This is a genomic window from Streptomyces sp. NPDC052016 (genome assembly GCF_044548445.1).
In the GTDB taxonomy this organism is placed as follows: Bacteria; Actinomycetota; Actinomycetes; order Streptomycetales; family Streptomycetaceae; genus Streptomyces.
This window is the reverse complement of record NZ_JBIUBX010000026.1, coordinates 1-14,078: the sequence shown is the minus strand read 5'-3', so window position 1 is coordinate 14,078 and position 14,078 is coordinate 1. Positions and strand designations below refer to the sequence as shown.

The following is a 14,078-nucleotide window of genomic DNA, read 5'->3' as shown; positions in this document are numbered from 1 at the left end:
GGGCCCGTGCTCACCTCGCGCCTTGGTGAGTACGGGCCCGTACGCCTGCCGCCTACGAGCGACCGCCGAGCCCCGCACCGTCGCGCCGCCGGTCCAGATGACCGATGGCCGGGGACGCCATGACTCCGTGCAGCACCACCGAGATCGCCACGGTGAGTGCCACGATCGCCCACAGTTCCCGTTCCAGCCCACTGAAGGGGTCCTGTCCGAGCGCATAGGACAGGTAGAACAACGAACCGATGCCCCGGATCCCGAACAGGGCGACCACAGCACGCTCCTTCTTCCCCACGGCGGTCCGTACCTGTGCCAACCACCCGGTCAGGGGCCTCACGACCAGCAACACCAGCACGCCCAGCACGGCGCCCATCAGCGTCAGGGCGGACAAGGCGCCGGCCATCAGGTACCCGCCGAGCAGGAACAGCAGAACGGCCGTGAGCAGCCGTTCGATCTGTTCGGTGAACTCGTGCAGCACCTTGTGATAGCCGTGGCTGCGCTCGGCGGCCCGGATGACGCAGGCGGTCACGAACACGGACAGGAAGCCGTAACCGTGGAGCACTTCGGCGATGCCATAGGACAAGAAGGTGGCCCCCAGCGCTACGAAGCCCTCCATGTGCTCGGACAGCCGCAGTACCGACGCACGCACACGGAAGAACATCCACCCCAGCAACCAGCCGATACCGCCCCCGACGGCCAGCCCGACGGCGCACCTGCCCAGCAGGTCGGTCAGCGCCCAAGGACCGATCCACTCCGCCGACCACCCCGTCGCGGCCGCCGCGGCGAGGGCGACGGCCGCGTAGACGAACGGGAAGGCGAGTCCGTCGTTCAGCCCCGCCTCACTGGTCAGGGCGAACCGCACCTCGTCCTCGTCGTGCTCGGCACCCAGCGGCTCTCCCACTCGCACTTCACCGGCGAGCACAGGATCCGTGGGCGCGAGCACCGCCCCCAGCAACAGGGCCACGGCAGGCGGCCAGTCGAGCAGCCCCCAGGCCAGCAGGGCGATGGCCACCACCGTCAACGGCATCGTGAGGCCCAGCAACCGCCAAGTGCCGGACCACCGGCGCCACCCGAAGGGCCGGTCGATGGCGAGCCCCGCGCCCATCAGCGACACGATCACACACACCTCGGTGGTGTGCTCGACCCACAAACGATCACGAACGGGATCCACGGCCGGCACTCCCACCGGCAACAGCTGGATCAGCATCCCCGCGGCGAGAAAGACCATGGGCAGGGAGAACGGCCGCTGGGAGACAACCCGGGGAAGTACAGCCGCACCCAGCGCCCCGAGCCCCAGACAGACATAGACCACGTCCGAAAGCGTCACTGCGACCTCCTGCCCGACACGATCTTCAACCAGGAGACGTGTGTACCCCGACCACAGCCGCGTCTCGCCTCGCGTCCCCTATCAAGTCCGCGCAGTGCCCGCATTCGGTCGACGGCCGTCCGAGTCCGCTTCGATAGGAGCCGGGCCTGCCGCCGACGTCGCGCTCTACGCCACGACGTCGACCGACGTCGTGGTCGCCGCGCGCCCCGGGACCGACCAGGAGCAGCTGCGTTCGCAGGAGGGGACTCCGGCTGTCCCAGGGTTCATCCGAAGTGTGAGCGGCCGGGCATGCAACTGCTGGGTCTCCCCATCTTCCGACTGAAGAGGTGCTTGAACCCTGACTCTGTGGTGCGTACGGCTGAACGACCTGATGCGTGGGCTGGCAGTACCCGCAGGCGAGCCGGGCAGAGCGCTCTGGGCAGATTCGGTTGCGGCAGATAGTCTGTAAGGAACGCGTCAAGAGCGGCGCGGGGTGTGCCGGGAAGTCTGGTCGGCGTTTTCAGGGGCCGTGTGCCCGTTCGTCGACTTGCCCGGAGGTCTCACCGTCGTGACTCCTGCGCCGCGTTCCCGGTCCTTGTTTCTCGGCGTGTTGCCTTTGCCGGAGCGGCAGGCGGTTGCCCGTGCCCTGCGAACGGAGACGGTCGGCGGGCTGATCCTGCTGGCGGCTGCCGTTGTGGCGCTGGTGTGGGCCAACAGCCCTCTGAGCGGCGCCTACGAGGAGGTACGCGACTTCCACTTCGGTATTGCCGCGCTCGGGCTGGATCTGTCGGTCGGGCACTGGACCGCGGACGGGCTGCTGACGGTGTTCTTCCTGGTGGCCGGGATCGAGCTCAAGCGCGAGCTCGTGGTGGGTGAGTTGCGAAGCCCGGCCCGAGCCGCGCTTCCGGTGATCGCGGCGGTATGCGGTATGGCGGTGCCTGCCGCGCTCTACACGGCCACGGCCGGCCTGGGCGGGGGAAGCCTTGAGGGCTGGGCGGTGCCGATGGCCACCGACATCGCCTTCGCTCTGGCCGTCCTCGCTGTGATCTCCACCCACCTGCCCGCGGCCCTGCGGGCCTTCCTGCTCACCCTCGCCGTGGTGGACGACCTCGGTGCGATCCTCGTGATCGCCATCTTCTTCACCACTGATCTCAACCTCTCTGCGCTGGCTGGGGCAGTGGCCGGCCTGGTCGTCTTCTATGTGCTGCAGCGGCTGCGGGTGCGGGGCTGGTGGTGGTATGCACCGCTCGGGATCATCATCTGGGCCCTGATGTACAACGGCGGCGTCCACGCCACCGTTGCCGGCGTCGCCATGGGACTGATCCTGCGGACCACGCGCGATCAGGCGGAGGAAGCCTCACCTGCCGAACGCACGGGACACCTGCTGCATCCCCTGTCGGCAGGTGTGGCTGTGCCGCTGTTCGCGCTGTTCGCCGCAGGGGTCAGTGTTTCCGTCGGGGCGCTGGGCGAGGTGTTCACCAGGCCAGAGCCGCTCGGCGTCGTCCTCGGGCTGGTAGCCGGGAAGATCCTGGGCATCTTCGTCGGCACCTACCTCGCGGCCCGTTTCACTCGCGCCCAGCTCAATCCGGACCTGGCCTGGGCGGATGTCTTCGGACTGGCCGTGCTGGCCGGGATCGGATTCACCGTCGCCCTGCTGATCGGCGAGCTCGCGTTTCCCACCGGCGAGCTGGGCGAGTACGTCAAGGCCGCCGTCCTGATCGCCTCCCTGGCCTCCGCGATCCTGGCCTCGTTGCTGCTGCGCCGACGCAACCGGATCTACCGGGTCTTGTACGAGACGGAGAACGTCGACACCGACGCCGACGGCATCCCGGACATCTACCAGCACCAGCCTGCGCCGACGGCTGACCACCGCGATCATGCGTCCGGCCGATGACCGCCGACACCTCGCTGCCGGCCCTCATCGTCATCGCCGCAGTTGTCGTCATCAAGACGGTCATCGCAGACTTGCGCCGCCCCGGGAGTACCCGCCGGGAGTGGGCCTTCGCCACTGACAGTTCCGCGGTGGCAGGCGGTGCTGCCGCGAGCGCTGCCATCATCTGGCCCGGCTGGTCTCATGCCGGCACGGTCGCGGTGGCCTCGGCTTTGCTCGTCGGTGCGCTCACCGCTCACCTGATCCATCACCACAGGCAGTGCCCATGATCCTGCCGTCCACCGCCTACGCCCGAGGAGCAGCACGATGAATCGGAGTATCGGCACCGCCCTGACAGTCATCGGGGCGCTGCTGTCCCTGGCCGGGGTCGCGCTGTACGTCCTGCCAGGCCCTGGTTTTCCCGTCCTCGCCATCGGCCTGGCCGCGCTCACCGCCGGCCTCCTCACACTCGCCGTGACCCGCCGCACCTGACCGCGCCGCCACCCCGACAGGAATCCTTGGTACTGATGATCTGGCAGTGGATCGGCCTCGCCGTCTTCTCCTTCACGCTGCTGCCCGCCAGCGTCGCCCTGCTCACCGGTCGCGTACCGCAGCGGCTGCGTCCCCGCCTGGACCCGATGCGCCCTCGCGGGCTGGCGCTTCTCGCGTTCTACGCCGCCGCGCCGCTCAACGCCGTTCCCCGCCTGGCCGACGCCTCACCCAGCATCACCCTGGCCGCCACCGGCCTGGCAATGGCAGTGGTCCTCGCGGGATGCATCGTGGTGATCATTGCCACCGAGCGGACCCGGGTCACCCCCCGATGACCGGCCGCACACGCTGGTGGCGCCATACCTGGTCGCTCGCGGCCTGGTGGCTGCTGCTCGCCCTGACTCTGTGGCTGCTTGGCCAGGCAGTCGACCAGCCCGCCTCCCTCACGGCATGCGCCGCTTCCTCCGCGCTCCTGGTCGGCATCGGCGAGATGGGAGACTGGCTGCGTCGGCGCTGGACAGCGCACCGTGGGCCGGCGGCGGCCGCTGCCAAGAGAGCTCGCTCGCGGCGCACGCAGGGGTAAGCGGTGCTTGCTCGTCGGTGAGCCCTCCCTCAGCCTGGTGTGTCTGCGGTGCCTGCTGTGCCGCCAGGACGGAAGCTCGGGCCGAGGAAGACGATCGGCTCGCCGTCTCCCGGCTGCGTCCCCACGGGGTCACCATCCTGACCATCGGACTGGCCGCACCCTCTCGGGCCCTTCAACCCGGCTGGCCACGGTCCGGGTGCCTCCGCCGAAGGGAGGCGCCCGGCTCGGGGGCGGCGCTGAACTGCCCATGGGGGCGCCTCTTTCGCGGCGAGCGGTTCGGTATGCGGCACTGGTTACCGGTCCGGCCCGAATACCGCGTGGACAACGTCTTCTGCTGCCGTGCCGCGGCAGTTGAAACGTGCCGCATCCTGCCGACCACGGGCATACTGCTTCGGCCTGCGGTGCACTTGCCTTGTGGATCATCAGGCGCCGACTGTGGCCGCGTCCGAGGTCGCGTTCCCTTGGAGGCGGCAACCTCACTGGAGTGCGGGCGCCCTTGCCGCCTTGACCGGGTTGCTCACCGCGTTGGCCCCAACCGACGCTCTGCCGAATCACGACCGCCGTCTCACCGCGGACTGCCTCACCGTCACAACCGGATTCCTGCCGGCCCTGGCCGTCTCCCCGGTCCTCTGCCGACGACGAGGCCGCTGACGTGTTCCGCGTCGGCCCGGCTTTCCATCTGTCCTGCCGCGAAGTACGCCTTCGCACCATCTTGCGTCGAGGCTGGTGGGCGGTCACGGCGCTGCTTGGCCTGGCCCTTCTCCTCGTGTCGGGCGCTGCGCTGGCCGCGGTGCCTTCGTTCCTGGAAGACGAGCGTGCCTTTCGCGCCGCCGTTCCCTGCCACGCAGGAGCAGCGAGCGACGGCTGTCTGCGCGTGGTGGTGGCGAGTGTGCGAGGAACGGTGGTCCGGGACGAGGTCAAAATCCCGACGTATGTGCTCAGGTTCAGCGGCCCGCAGTCAGTGCCGAGGGAGGTGGACATGGGAGGCGCGCAGCCGCTGCTGGAGGACCTCCGCAAGGGGGCACTGGCTTTTCCTTGTCTGACCGTTCCTCGCCGCCAGCCGGCTCCGGAAAGAATCGCATGACGTCCTGCGACTGAGAAACTCACAGAGGGATGCGCAGGTCCAGCACAGGCCCGGTGGCGTCGACCGCTGTCGCGTCCAGTTTCTGAAGGACGTGGAGCATCGGCTTGTTGGTCGCCGCCACCGTGGCGGACAGCGTGTGGTGTCCCTCGCGGCGGGCGACGGCCGTCGCATGTTCGGCCAGCGCGGTGCCAAGTCCCCTGGCTTGCCACGCGTCCTCGACCAGGATCGCGAGTTCCCCCACCCCTTGCTGATCGGTGCGCATGACGTTGGTCATGGCGATGATGTGGTCCGTACGCTCGGCCGGAGTGGTCACCAGCGTGGTGCCGCGCTCGGGGCTGGACAACTGACGCCATTCGGCAGGTGAGAGACCCGACTTGCCCGCGTGGTACCGCAGGGCCCGGCTGCCCAGCGAGCAACGGCGGTGCAATTCCTGGATCGGCGCCAGGTCGACGGGGGCCGCCTCCCGTGTCCGGGTGGCGGCGCCGTCCGTCAGCGTGATCGAGCATGCGGCATCCCGGCGGCCGGCGTCAGGCATCGACATTCTCCTCTTCCCTGTGATCGTGACCGTTGCGCCGCGGGCCCCGCCCGGGGACGCACAGCGCGGCTTTCATGCGCAGCAGTCTTTGGCCACCCCCAGGCCGGCTCAAGAGGACTTTACGCCACGTCGTTACCCTCCGCTTATGTTGAACCACGGATTGAAGCGAAAATACGAAGGAGGCACGACCGTCATCGACGCCGATGTTGGGCACAACTCATGACATCACTCAAGGATTTACGTGAAGGGGCGGCTCGGCTCCGGCCCGCAGGACAGGCCGATGACAGTCGTCAACACGGTGCTGGCGGCGCCTCAAGAGAAACCACTCATCAACGTGTTGCGAGCTCTCGACCGACAAGCACCCAAGAAGCGGGACGTGAGAGGGTGCGTTTCGGTCTGTGACAGGGGGAAACGCGGGGCTGATCTACGGCTACGACATCTATCTGCGTCCTCGGAATGTCGCCAGGGCGTTGGCCCATCTGGCCGAGCTGGCACCACCGGCCCGTGCCGTGCCGCCGCTTGAGATCACCCTGCCCGGCGGTGAGCGGCTCGTCCTCCCGTTCACGTCCCATTTCAAGAGCGAGCCGGTCGACTGCTCCACGAGCAGCACGCTCGAGCTCGACACGTCCCTCATGCTCGACGTCGATGACGCACTGCGTGAGTACGCGCAGACGAACGGTTTTGAACTCGAGGCGGACGGGCGCATCCAGATTGGCTACATTTACGCGACGATCCGGTTCGAGTCCCTTCTGCACCCTGGCTACACGTCGGTGGAGTGCTGGGCAGCGACGTCGGGGATGAGCCGCTTGTTCGCGCGGTCGGCCAACATCAGGAAGGTGTTCACCGACCTCACCGCCGACAGCGGATGAGTGTGCTGCCTGTTCGACACTGGTGACGGCGCCCCGGAGCAAGTGTGCTGGCTCAACGGTGAACCCATGCAGGAGATAGTCTCCGGTCCCCGCTTTCCAGATCGGCGAGCGCTTGTGGCGACCTGGCCCGACTCCGAGAAGTGAGCATCGGCGCTCCCTCTCTGCGGCGACAAGATCGTGTTACGAGCTCTTGAGGGTTGAGGTTCAAGCGTTTTCCGCCGGGCAGGACGGCATCCTGCCCCTGCGCTCGTCCAGGTCCCGGGACGGCTGCGAGCCGCTCCCGCGGCCTACGCGCAACCCGGGCTGCGGCCACCGGTACAGGTGAATCGTCACCGGCGGGTCACCGCGGAGGTCGCCCGTGACCCGATAACGCAGTGAGCCGTCTGGCCAGTTCTGCCGCACCCTAACCGATGCGGTCCGCCAAGACCGGCTGACCACACCTCGAGCTTCCACACCTCCAGCCGCGGCCCGTCCTCCGGCCGCCACGGAACGGGGCGCCCAGCAGGCAGGACCCGCCACCGGCCCGGCCGTGTCGCAGCCGACGCCGTCCACGCCGGCGTCCACCCGAACAGCCCCCTCCAGCCCGAGCGCACCGAGTCCGAGTGCCCGCCCACTCAGGTCCCGACGACCGACCCGGCGCCCACGCCGTCTGCGTCGTGCAATATCCATGACCCCTCGTGTCCCGGCACGTCGAGTGGCATCTCGAGCGGCACCGAGTCGTAGCCCTCACACCGCCACGCCCACGCGCCCCGGCCGGCGACTCCGCGGGGTGGGCGCGGTGCGTCGACCCCGGCCCCGCGCTACCACCCTGCGCGAGCGGCCTGCTCCCGCCGCCTGGGGCCGGGACGGCGGGTGGCGGGCTTGCGGGCGTCAGGTGGCGGTGGGCCAGGTACGCAGCAAGGCAGCGATCTTCCCTGCGGTACAGGCAGGATCGAGAAGCAGGTCCTTGAGTGCGACGGCATCCTCGCGGACAGGCTTGACGGGGATCCCGGCGGCTTCCAGGTACATGACGCCGGTGGCGGCGGCGACGGCCATGTTGGAACGCTCCAGCCAGCGGCACCGGCCCAGCGTGTGTACCAGGGCGGCGGCCTTGGCGTAAGGGCCGTCGTAGACGGGCTGCTCGAACAGCTCGGCCCGGTGGCGGGCGACCGCCGAGACGGGAACGCCGTAGTCGTCAGGCGCCGGATCGTTCGCTCCGGCGGCCTCGGCGACCTGCAGGATCCATGGAACGTCGATGTGCAGGTCCATCAGGCCGCGCGCTCTCCCCGAGGCGTCTGCTGGGCTTCTTCCGCCTCGTCGAAGACACTCTGGTGATCGGCCAGGAAGCGGGCGGCCGCGTCGACCGCACGGGCACGCAGGCCACTGGTGTCGTCCTGCACCAGCCTGGCGAGGTAGTCCCCGATACTCAGCCCCAGGTCGGCGGCGCGCTTCTTCGCGAGCTCCGCCACGTCCTCATCCACACGCGCACCCAACTGTGTCTTCGCCATACCCGCATGGTAACAGCTGTTACCATGCGGTGGGGGCGACAGCAGCGGGAACGGCGGTCTCGTCCGTCCAGTCCCCGTCGAAGAGTGCGGCGACGAGGCGCACGTGTGCGTCGGGGAGTTGGCCGGCACGGTGCTCGGTGCGGGCCTTGGCGAGCCCGGCGCCGATCCGCACGCTCCCGCCATCCGGGCCCCGCCGCCCAGCCCTACCGCAACCAACACGGCCACCTCGAGGGGGCGGCGAAGACAAGCGCGTCGACGCTGGCGATGTCGACACCTTCGGCGATCAGGCGGGAGTTGGACAGGCTCGCGCAGTCGGCGGCGGCCAAGGCCGCGGAGATGTCGGCGCGCCGGGCGGGGTGTGCTCGCCGTGGCCGGAGGACAGTCCGGGGTCGACGTCCGGGCGCGCGCTGGGGTCCGTGCGGCGCAACAGGCGCAGGGCATGCGGGAGTTCGCGGGCGAAGCGGCGGGTGTCGGAGACGAGGTTGCGGTAGACCAGCACCTTCTTCAGGCGGTGTTCCGTTCCGGAATGTGCTGTACCGGGACGGACATGTGGGCGGGCGGCGGCGCACCCTCATCGCGCGCTGCGCGGTCAACGACCCGCACGGCGGGGAGGCCATCGGCCGGCTGGTGGCTGCGGGCATGGCGCTGGAGATCGCGCTTTCCTCACCGTGCGGCGCGGGGGGTGTTTGCCGAAGCGTTGGTGTTGGTCTGGTCGGGTGCGTATCCGGTGACCAGGAGGAGGGCACCACGCCACCCGCACCACCGCTGCCCGCGGCCCGAGCCTGCCCGCTTCCCTCAATCCAGCGGCTTGCCGCTCGGGTCTCGGCCGCGCCGAACGCCGCGCGGGTCACCACCAACGCCCCCTACACCCGTGTCGCGCTCGCCGACCTGCCGGTCTCGACGCCCGCGGACGTCGAGGAGGCGTTCGCCCGTGCCCGTACTGCACAGAAGGTCTGGGCGGCCACGCCGCTCGATGAGCGCAAGAGGATCCTGCTGCGCTACCACGACCTCGTCCTGGACCGCCAAGGACGAAGCGCTCGACCTCATGAGGGTTTCATCCCGCCGGCCCGCGTCTCCCCCCAGACCCGGGCCACTCTCATGACCGGCGCGCTGAAAGTCATGAAGGCAGCCGGCATGCGCTGAACAGCGACTGAGGATAGGGCCGTGGCCCCGATCGGGCCATGCCGCGAGAAGAGGGCGGCCCGTCCACACGACGACCTCGCCCTCCCGCCTCCGCACACCGTCCTACCGCTCAGTCGGACGAAGGCGGGGCGTCGGCGCGGGTTTCGACGTACGCGGCCCCGTGATCGTCACCGGCTTCCACGCCAGCCGCACTCGACAAGCTCACCCCAGCCAGAAGGACGCCAGCTTGTGCTATACCTCGCGGAGCAGCGTGATCAGATGGTGCGCGGCTTCACATCGTGCCGGATCCATACGTTGGGTTCGACATAGACGGCTTGATCACGTGCGGTGTCACAGTGCACCGGGACGAGAGCGCCTGGTACGTCGATGTCACCGTCGCTGTTGAACGGCAGTCCGGTCCACTGACGCCACTGGGCCAGTGAGCCGCTGACCGTCATCGACGCCGAGGCGATCTTCTGGATGCTGCCACCAGCCTTGACGTGTACGCGTAGCCAGGGGTCGGTCGGAAAACCGTCGTCACGCCGTCGACGGACGTAGTCCGTCATGGCGACGCGCGGTTCGAGGTGCTTCGCCGTGGGACGGACCGGGGCCAACAACGCGTTGTGCCCCTGCCGGCCGGCGGCGTCCCGCAGCGCGGCCAACATCCCGTAGGACAGGCCACGGCCGAGATACTCGGTGTCCACCGTGATCTCCAGCGCACTGACCGCTGTCGGTGAATGCCCATGGTGCCGGTCGCGGAACGCCCAGACGAGTACCTGATCCCAGCCCTTGTCCGGCGTCTCCTCACGGCCGTCCAGGTCGGTGTTGAACGGCACGCTCAGCCCACGGGCGACGACTCGGTCACCGTCCGTTGCCACCACGCAGTACCGAGGGAAGTCCTCCGCCACCCGGCTCAGCAAGGCTTCCCCCACCGGATCGTGCGGTATGAAGGCCGGCCACGTCTCAGCGATCTCGTACATGCGGGGAAGCAATGACGGACGCTCGGCAAGGGTGGTGATCACAATGCTGTCTATCTCTGTCACGGCGGGGACACTGCCACGGCAACGTCCCTTCTGGCCAGCGGTTTTGTCCTACGGGGCCCGTAGCCGCCTGCCAAGGACGAGAACAGAGACTGACGGACGATCTACTCCCCAGGCAGCCGCCCACGACCAGCGTGAGCACCCCGCGCACCGGTCACGCCAAACCTTTGACCTGTGACTTCGAGTTGGTGAAGGCTCAATACGACACCGGATGGACAGCCCGTTCCGCCTGCGCATGCTGACGAGCGCGCCAGCCGTCCTCGATGACGCTGCTCGGTCTCGTCACAAGGGTCATGCCGAACACATCCGCGAGCAGATCCACGGACTCACCGGCGCATGAGACGTGCTTGCGCGGCTCCGGGGCCATGCCTCTGCAGCTTTCGATGCGCATCCCCGCCGTCCCGACCTCAGCGAGCGATCGCACCGTCGGTGATCACGTGACCCCCAGCAGTCGCCCAGGGCAGCATGCGCATGCGCCCGGTGTGCCCAACTGATCCGGGCACACCGGGCGCATGCGAGGGCATCGCCAAAAGGGCGTGTTCAACGACCTTCGGGGGTCTGCGCCTTGGACAGCCAGGTGCGGTAGCCGCGCAGGGCCTTTCGCTGCTTTCGCTGCTCGGAGATCAGGGCGATCGCCGGGTGGGTGCCGGGCTTGGGCTTGCGGCCACGGGCGAGGCGGCGCATCTGATGGCGGACCTTTGCCATGCCGGCAGCGGAGGCAAGTGCCTTGTCCGACCAGGTCACCGGCTCCATCTGGCGGTCCGCCTCCCGATACTGCTTCCAACGGTCGGGAAGGTCGGGGGTGACCGCCAGGGCGGTGCCCATGCCGACGACCGCCACCCCACTGTCGAGAACCCTCTCTGCAGTGACGCGCTGGGTGATGCCGCCGGTGAGCATCAGCGGGAGGGGGCTGGTCTTGACCAAGTCCTTCGCGAGGTCCAGGAAGTAGGCTTCCCGGGCCCGGGTGCGGTCATCGGCGGGGCGGCCCGTCATCGCAGGGCTCTCATAGCTGCCGCCGGACAGTTCGACAAGGTCGACGCCGAGCGGTTCGAGCATCGCGATCACTTGGCGCGCGTCGTCGGCGTCGAAGCCGCCGCGCTGGAAGTCGGCCGAGTTGAGCTTCACCGCGACCGCGAAGGACGGCGAGACTGCGGCGCGGACGGCCTGCACGACGTCCAGGAGCATCCGGGCCCGGTTCTCCAGTGCTCCGCCCCACTGGTCGGCGCGCTGGTTGACCAACGGGGAGAGGAATTGCGAGAGCAGGTAGCCGTGCGCGGCGTGGATCTCGACGCCGTCGAAGCCGGCCTTCTCTGCACGGTGGGCCGTGACGGCGAACCGGGTCACGGTGTCCTCGATCTGCTGCGCGGTCATGGCCGTCGGGCGGCCGAAGCGGCTGCTGTGCTTACCCAGGGAAACGCCGATGTCGGTGGGGCCCCACACGACGCCGGGCATGTCGGACGCCACCTGACGGCCGGGGTGGTTGATCTGCATCCAGATCGACCCGCCGCCGGACTTGCCGGCCTTCGCCCACTCGGTGAACGGCGTCAGGGGCGCGTGCTCGTCGAGTACGACTCCGGCAGGGCCGGTCAGCGCCTCGGCATGCACCATCACGTTCCCGGTGATCAGCAGTCCGGCGCCGCCGACGGCCCAGCGCCGGTACAGCGTGAAGAGCTGCTCGTCGGGGAGCTGGCCGTCGTCGGCCATGTTCTCCTCCATGGCGGCCTTCGCGATCCGGTTGCTCAGCACCTGCCCGGAGCTCAGGCGCAGTGGCGAGAACAGCTCGGTAGTCATCCCGGTTTCCTCTTCCATGTCGACCACTTACGATGTATGCACCACTCACATTAGGGTCTGATGTGAGCACTGTAAACATGAGGAAGTGTGACCTATGTCGCAAAGCGGTACGTACCATCACGGCGACCTGCGCGCCGCGTGCCTGCGGGCCGCACGGGAGCTGCTGGAGGAGGACGGCAGCGCGGGTCTTTCGCTGCGCGCGGTCGCCCGCCGTGCCGGCGTGTCGCCAACCGCTCCCTACCGTCACTACGCGGACCGCGACGCACTTGTCTCCGCGGTCGCCGCCGAGGGATACCGCGAGCTCGCCGAGCACCTGGCAGCGGTCCACCCCGCGCCCTCGACGCCTGATGATCTAGCCGCGGTCGCGGTCGTCTATGTCCAGTTCGCGCTCGATCACCCGGCCCTGTTCCGGGCGATGTTCGCCGAGCCCTGCGACCCGACCAGCGCGGAACGCGTCAGCGCGACTGCCGTGATCACCGAGTACGTGCAGGGCATCGTCCGCGACGCCTTCCCGGGTGCGGACAGCTCGGGCGCCCTGTCGACCACCGTGTGGGCCCTCGTCCACGGCCTGGCGTTCCTGCACCTCGATGGCAAGCTGGACAGCTCCACACCCGAGGTGGTCGCAGACCAAGTCCGCGCCTCCGTGTACGCGCTCTTCAGCGCGGCCCCCGCTCTGTCCCAGGCTGCAGCGCCGCCGAGCAGGTGACCGTCTGGTTCAGCGGCAGGTGAGCATGTGGCGGTGATCGCCGACGAAGTGAGCGTGCTTGTCGAAAAGTCAGGAGCGTGGTTCCGGACGCACCCACAGGGGTGGCGACGGAGGGTTTGACGGTCACCGATTGAAAGCCACGACTCCTTCGTACAGCAGCGAGAGCAGCGCGCCGCACAGTGCGGCGAGGATGCCGCCCGAGGTGACGACGACAGCGTCGCGACCCCGGCCGAGCGCGGCGGGGAGCTCGGCCAGCGCGTCGGGGCTTCGGCGAAGGCGCTTCTTCACCGACGCGACCTTTGCAACCCGGTTGTCGACATGGTCGGCGACGTACAGGGCGTCGACGCAGTCCACAGCGAGCCCCAACGGGTTGTCCAGCTGGGCCGAAGCGGCCGGGCCGCTGGACGACGGGGACGCCGCCCGGTGGGTGCCGCCGGTGCTGCTGCCGCCGACCGGTGTCCTGGTCTGCGCAGCGGCGGGGTGGACTTGGTGGACGTGGTGAACCAGCATGGTGGCGCGCGAGAAGTCCCTGGCGCGTGAGCCGCGAATCGTCTCACGCGCGTTCGTCGCCGTGGCGTCGGTGTTCTCCGGGGTGGCGTCGGTCGACGACCCGTTGGTTTCCATCGGCCTGCCGAGCGTGGTGGTCACCGGCCTGGGCATGGCCAGGCTGTTCTTCATCCCGGCCGCCAGCTCCCCCGAACCGCCGGAGGTCATCCGCCGGCGCGCGGCCGAGCGGCGTGCCGGTGCGAACCCGGCGGGGCTGGACGACGCCGGCAGCCCGTGATCGGACAGCGGTTCGGGGCATTGGATACGGCAGCGCGTGTGGTGGTGAGCGCGGCGAACCGGTGTTGGATCTCGTTGCAGGTCAACGGAATCACCTTGCCTGGGGCCGGGCGGTGGTTGTGTTCGTGTGCGGTGGCTGCGGCCAGGAAGGCATGGGCGAGCATCGCGAGGGTGACCCAGCGGTGCCAGGACGTCCAGCGTCTGACCTGGTGTTCATCCAGCCCGGTCAGGCCCTTGGCGGCCTGGAACGTCTCCTCGACGGTCACCTGCGCCCGGCCACCCACACCAGCGTGGCCAGCGGCACCGGGCGGTCGAGTGGCAGCGCTAGATGATCTATTCCAAGGGGTGCCCGTACAGACGTGAACGAGGGTGTCCAAGATCGTTGTGTGACGAACAACCTGGACACCCTCGCGACCGCA

General features: G+C 69.0%; 16 protein-coding genes and 2 pseudogenes. 8 read left to right on the top strand and 10 right to left on the bottom strand.

Annotated features, from left to right (window positions below; genetic code table 11):
• Positions 1-52: 52 nt before the first annotated feature.
• The gene (locus ACIHAR_RS28990; RefSeq protein WP_400022544.1) at positions 53-1,321 is read right to left on the bottom strand and encodes a cation:proton antiporter; all 1,269 of its coding nucleotides are present in this window, start codon (positions 1,319-1,321) and stop codon (positions 53-55) included.
• Positions 1,322-1,868: 547 nt separating this feature from the next.
• Between ACIHAR_RS28990 and nhaA the strand changes: the two genes are divergently transcribed.
• From nhaA to ACIHAR_RS28965, 5 genes are all read left to right on the top strand, one after another.
• Positions 1,869-3,194, top strand: a complete 1,326-nt coding sequence (gene nhaA, locus ACIHAR_RS28985; protein WP_365452816.1) for a Na+/H+ antiporter NhaA — start codon at positions 1,869-1,871, stop codon at positions 3,192-3,194.
• A complete protein-coding gene (locus ACIHAR_RS28980; RefSeq protein WP_400022543.1) occupies positions 3,191-3,460 on the top strand; it encodes a hypothetical protein in 270 nt (89 codons plus the stop codon). The genes nhaA and ACIHAR_RS28980 overlap by 4 nt, the downstream gene beginning before the upstream one ends.
• Before the next feature lie 37 nt (positions 3,461-3,497).
• Positions 3,498-3,662, top strand: a complete 165-nt coding sequence (locus tag ACIHAR_RS28975) for a hypothetical protein (RefSeq protein ID WP_400022542.1) — start codon at positions 3,498-3,500, stop codon at positions 3,660-3,662.
• 35 nt (positions 3,663-3,697) lie between these two features.
• On the top strand, positions 3,698-3,994 hold the full coding sequence (locus tag ACIHAR_RS28970; protein WP_400022541.1) for a hypothetical protein: 297 nt from the start codon (positions 3,698-3,700) through the stop codon (positions 3,992-3,994).
• Between the two features lie 900 nt (positions 3,995-4,894).
• Complete coding sequence (locus tag ACIHAR_RS28965; protein WP_400022540.1) at positions 4,895-5,326, top strand: hypothetical protein; 432 nt, start codon at positions 4,895-4,897, stop codon at positions 5,324-5,326.
• Positions 5,327-5,345: 19 nt separating this feature from the next.
• Here the strand turns inward: ACIHAR_RS28965 and ACIHAR_RS28960 are convergent, their stop codons facing one another.
• Positions 5,346-5,861, bottom strand: a complete 516-nt coding sequence (locus ACIHAR_RS28960; RefSeq protein ID WP_365452830.1) for a GNAT family N-acetyltransferase — start codon at positions 5,859-5,861, stop codon at positions 5,346-5,348.
• Between the two features lie 398 nt (positions 5,862-6,259).
• Here ACIHAR_RS28960 and ACIHAR_RS28955 point away from each other — a divergent pair, with 398 nt between their 5' ends.
• The gene (locus tag ACIHAR_RS28955) at positions 6,260-6,730 is read left to right on the top strand and encodes a hypothetical protein (RefSeq protein WP_400022539.1); all 471 of its coding nucleotides are present in this window, start codon (positions 6,260-6,262) and stop codon (positions 6,728-6,730) included.
• Between the two features lie 870 nt (positions 6,731-7,600).
• On the opposite strand, the gene ACIHAR_RS28950 is transcribed toward ACIHAR_RS28955, so the two are convergent.
• Genes ACIHAR_RS28950 through ACIHAR_RS28940 form a run of 3 tightly spaced genes read right to left on the bottom strand, consistent with a single transcriptional unit; the run spans position 7,601 to position 8,389 of the window.
• Positions 7,601-7,978 (bottom strand): fic family toxin-antitoxin system, toxin component, encoded by a 378-nt coding sequence (locus tag ACIHAR_RS28950; protein WP_365452836.1) that lies wholly within the window; start codon positions 7,976-7,978, stop codon positions 7,601-7,603.
• A complete protein-coding gene (locus ACIHAR_RS28945; RefSeq protein ID WP_365452839.1) occupies positions 7,978-8,217 on the bottom strand; it encodes a hypothetical protein in 240 nt (79 codons plus the stop codon). The genes ACIHAR_RS28950 and ACIHAR_RS28945 overlap by 1 nt, the downstream gene beginning before the upstream one ends.
• Positions 8,218-8,236: 19 nt before the next feature.
• Complete coding sequence (locus tag ACIHAR_RS28940; protein WP_365452842.1) at positions 8,237-8,389, bottom strand: hypothetical protein; 153 nt, start codon at positions 8,387-8,389, stop codon at positions 8,237-8,239.
• Between the two features lie 626 nt (positions 8,390-9,015).
• On the opposite strand from ACIHAR_RS28940, the pseudogene ACIHAR_RS28935 reads away from it, so the two are divergent.
• Positions 9,016-9,277, top strand: a pseudogene (locus ACIHAR_RS28935) (aldehyde dehydrogenase family protein); the annotation flags it as partial.
• A 337-nt stretch (positions 9,278-9,614) separates the two neighbouring features.
• Here the strand turns inward: ACIHAR_RS28935 and ACIHAR_RS28930 are convergent.
• From ACIHAR_RS28930 to ACIHAR_RS28920, 3 genes are all read right to left on the bottom strand, one after another.
• Positions 9,615-10,382, bottom strand: a complete 768-nt coding sequence (locus ACIHAR_RS28930; protein WP_400022538.1) for an N-acetyltransferase — start codon at positions 10,380-10,382, stop codon at positions 9,615-9,617.
• A gap of 193 nt (positions 10,383-10,575) precedes the next feature.
• A complete protein-coding gene (locus ACIHAR_RS28925; RefSeq protein WP_400022537.1) occupies positions 10,576-10,701 on the bottom strand; it encodes a hypothetical protein in 126 nt (41 codons plus the stop codon).
• A gap of 218 nt (positions 10,702-10,919) precedes the next feature.
• Positions 10,920-12,170 carry an NADH:flavin oxidoreductase/NADH oxidase family protein gene (locus ACIHAR_RS28920; protein ID WP_400022536.1) on the bottom strand — a complete coding sequence of 417 codons (1,251 nt, stop codon included), beginning with the start codon at positions 12,168-12,170 and terminating at the stop codon, positions 10,920-10,922.
• 94 nt (positions 12,171-12,264) lie between these two features.
• On the opposite strand from ACIHAR_RS28920, the gene ACIHAR_RS28915 reads away from it, so the two are divergent.
• A complete protein-coding gene (locus ACIHAR_RS28915; protein WP_400022535.1) occupies positions 12,265-12,876 on the top strand; it encodes a TetR/AcrR family transcriptional regulator in 612 nt (203 codons plus the stop codon).
• A 123-nt stretch (positions 12,877-12,999) separates the two neighbouring features.
• On the opposite strand, the gene ACIHAR_RS28910 is transcribed toward ACIHAR_RS28915, so the two are convergent.
• Positions 13,000-13,524 carry a hypothetical protein gene (locus tag ACIHAR_RS28910; protein ID WP_400022534.1) on the bottom strand — a complete coding sequence of 175 codons (525 nt, stop codon included), beginning with the start codon at positions 13,522-13,524 and terminating at the stop codon, positions 13,000-13,002.
• A 281-nt stretch (positions 13,525-13,805) separates the two neighbouring features.
• Positions 13,806-13,969, bottom strand: a pseudogene (locus tag ACIHAR_RS28905) (IS701 family transposase); the annotation flags it as partial.
• Between the last annotated feature and the right edge of the window lie 109 nt (positions 13,970-14,078).

Coding starts and splice junctions, on each gene's coding strand:
- ACIHAR_RS28960 (WP_365452830.1), bottom strand. CDS start 5,861: ATGCCTGACGCCGGCCGCCGGGATGCCGCATGCTCGATCACGCTGACG.
- ACIHAR_RS28970 (WP_400022541.1), top strand. CDS start 3,698: ATGATCTGGCAGTGGATCGGCCTCGCCGTCTTCTCCTTCACGCTGCTG.
- ACIHAR_RS28975 (WP_400022542.1), top strand. CDS start 3,498: ATGAATCGGAGTATCGGCACCGCCCTGACAGTCATCGGGGCGCTGCTG.
- ACIHAR_RS28915 (WP_400022535.1), top strand. CDS start 12,265: ATGTCGCAAAGCGGTACGTACCATCACGGCGACCTGCGCGCCGCGTGC.
- ACIHAR_RS28945 (WP_365452839.1), bottom strand. CDS start 8,217: ATGGCGAAGACACAGTTGGGTGCGCGTGTGGATGAGGACGTGGCGGAG.
- ACIHAR_RS28920 (WP_400022536.1), bottom strand. CDS start 12,170: ATGACTACCGAGCTGTTCTCGCCACTGCGCCTGAGCTCCGGGCAGGTG.
- ACIHAR_RS28950 (WP_365452836.1), bottom strand. CDS start 7,978: ATGGACCTGCACATCGACGTTCCATGGATCCTGCAGGTCGCCGAGGCC.
- ACIHAR_RS28980 (WP_400022543.1), top strand. CDS start 3,191: ATGACCGCCGACACCTCGCTGCCGGCCCTCATCGTCATCGCCGCAGTT.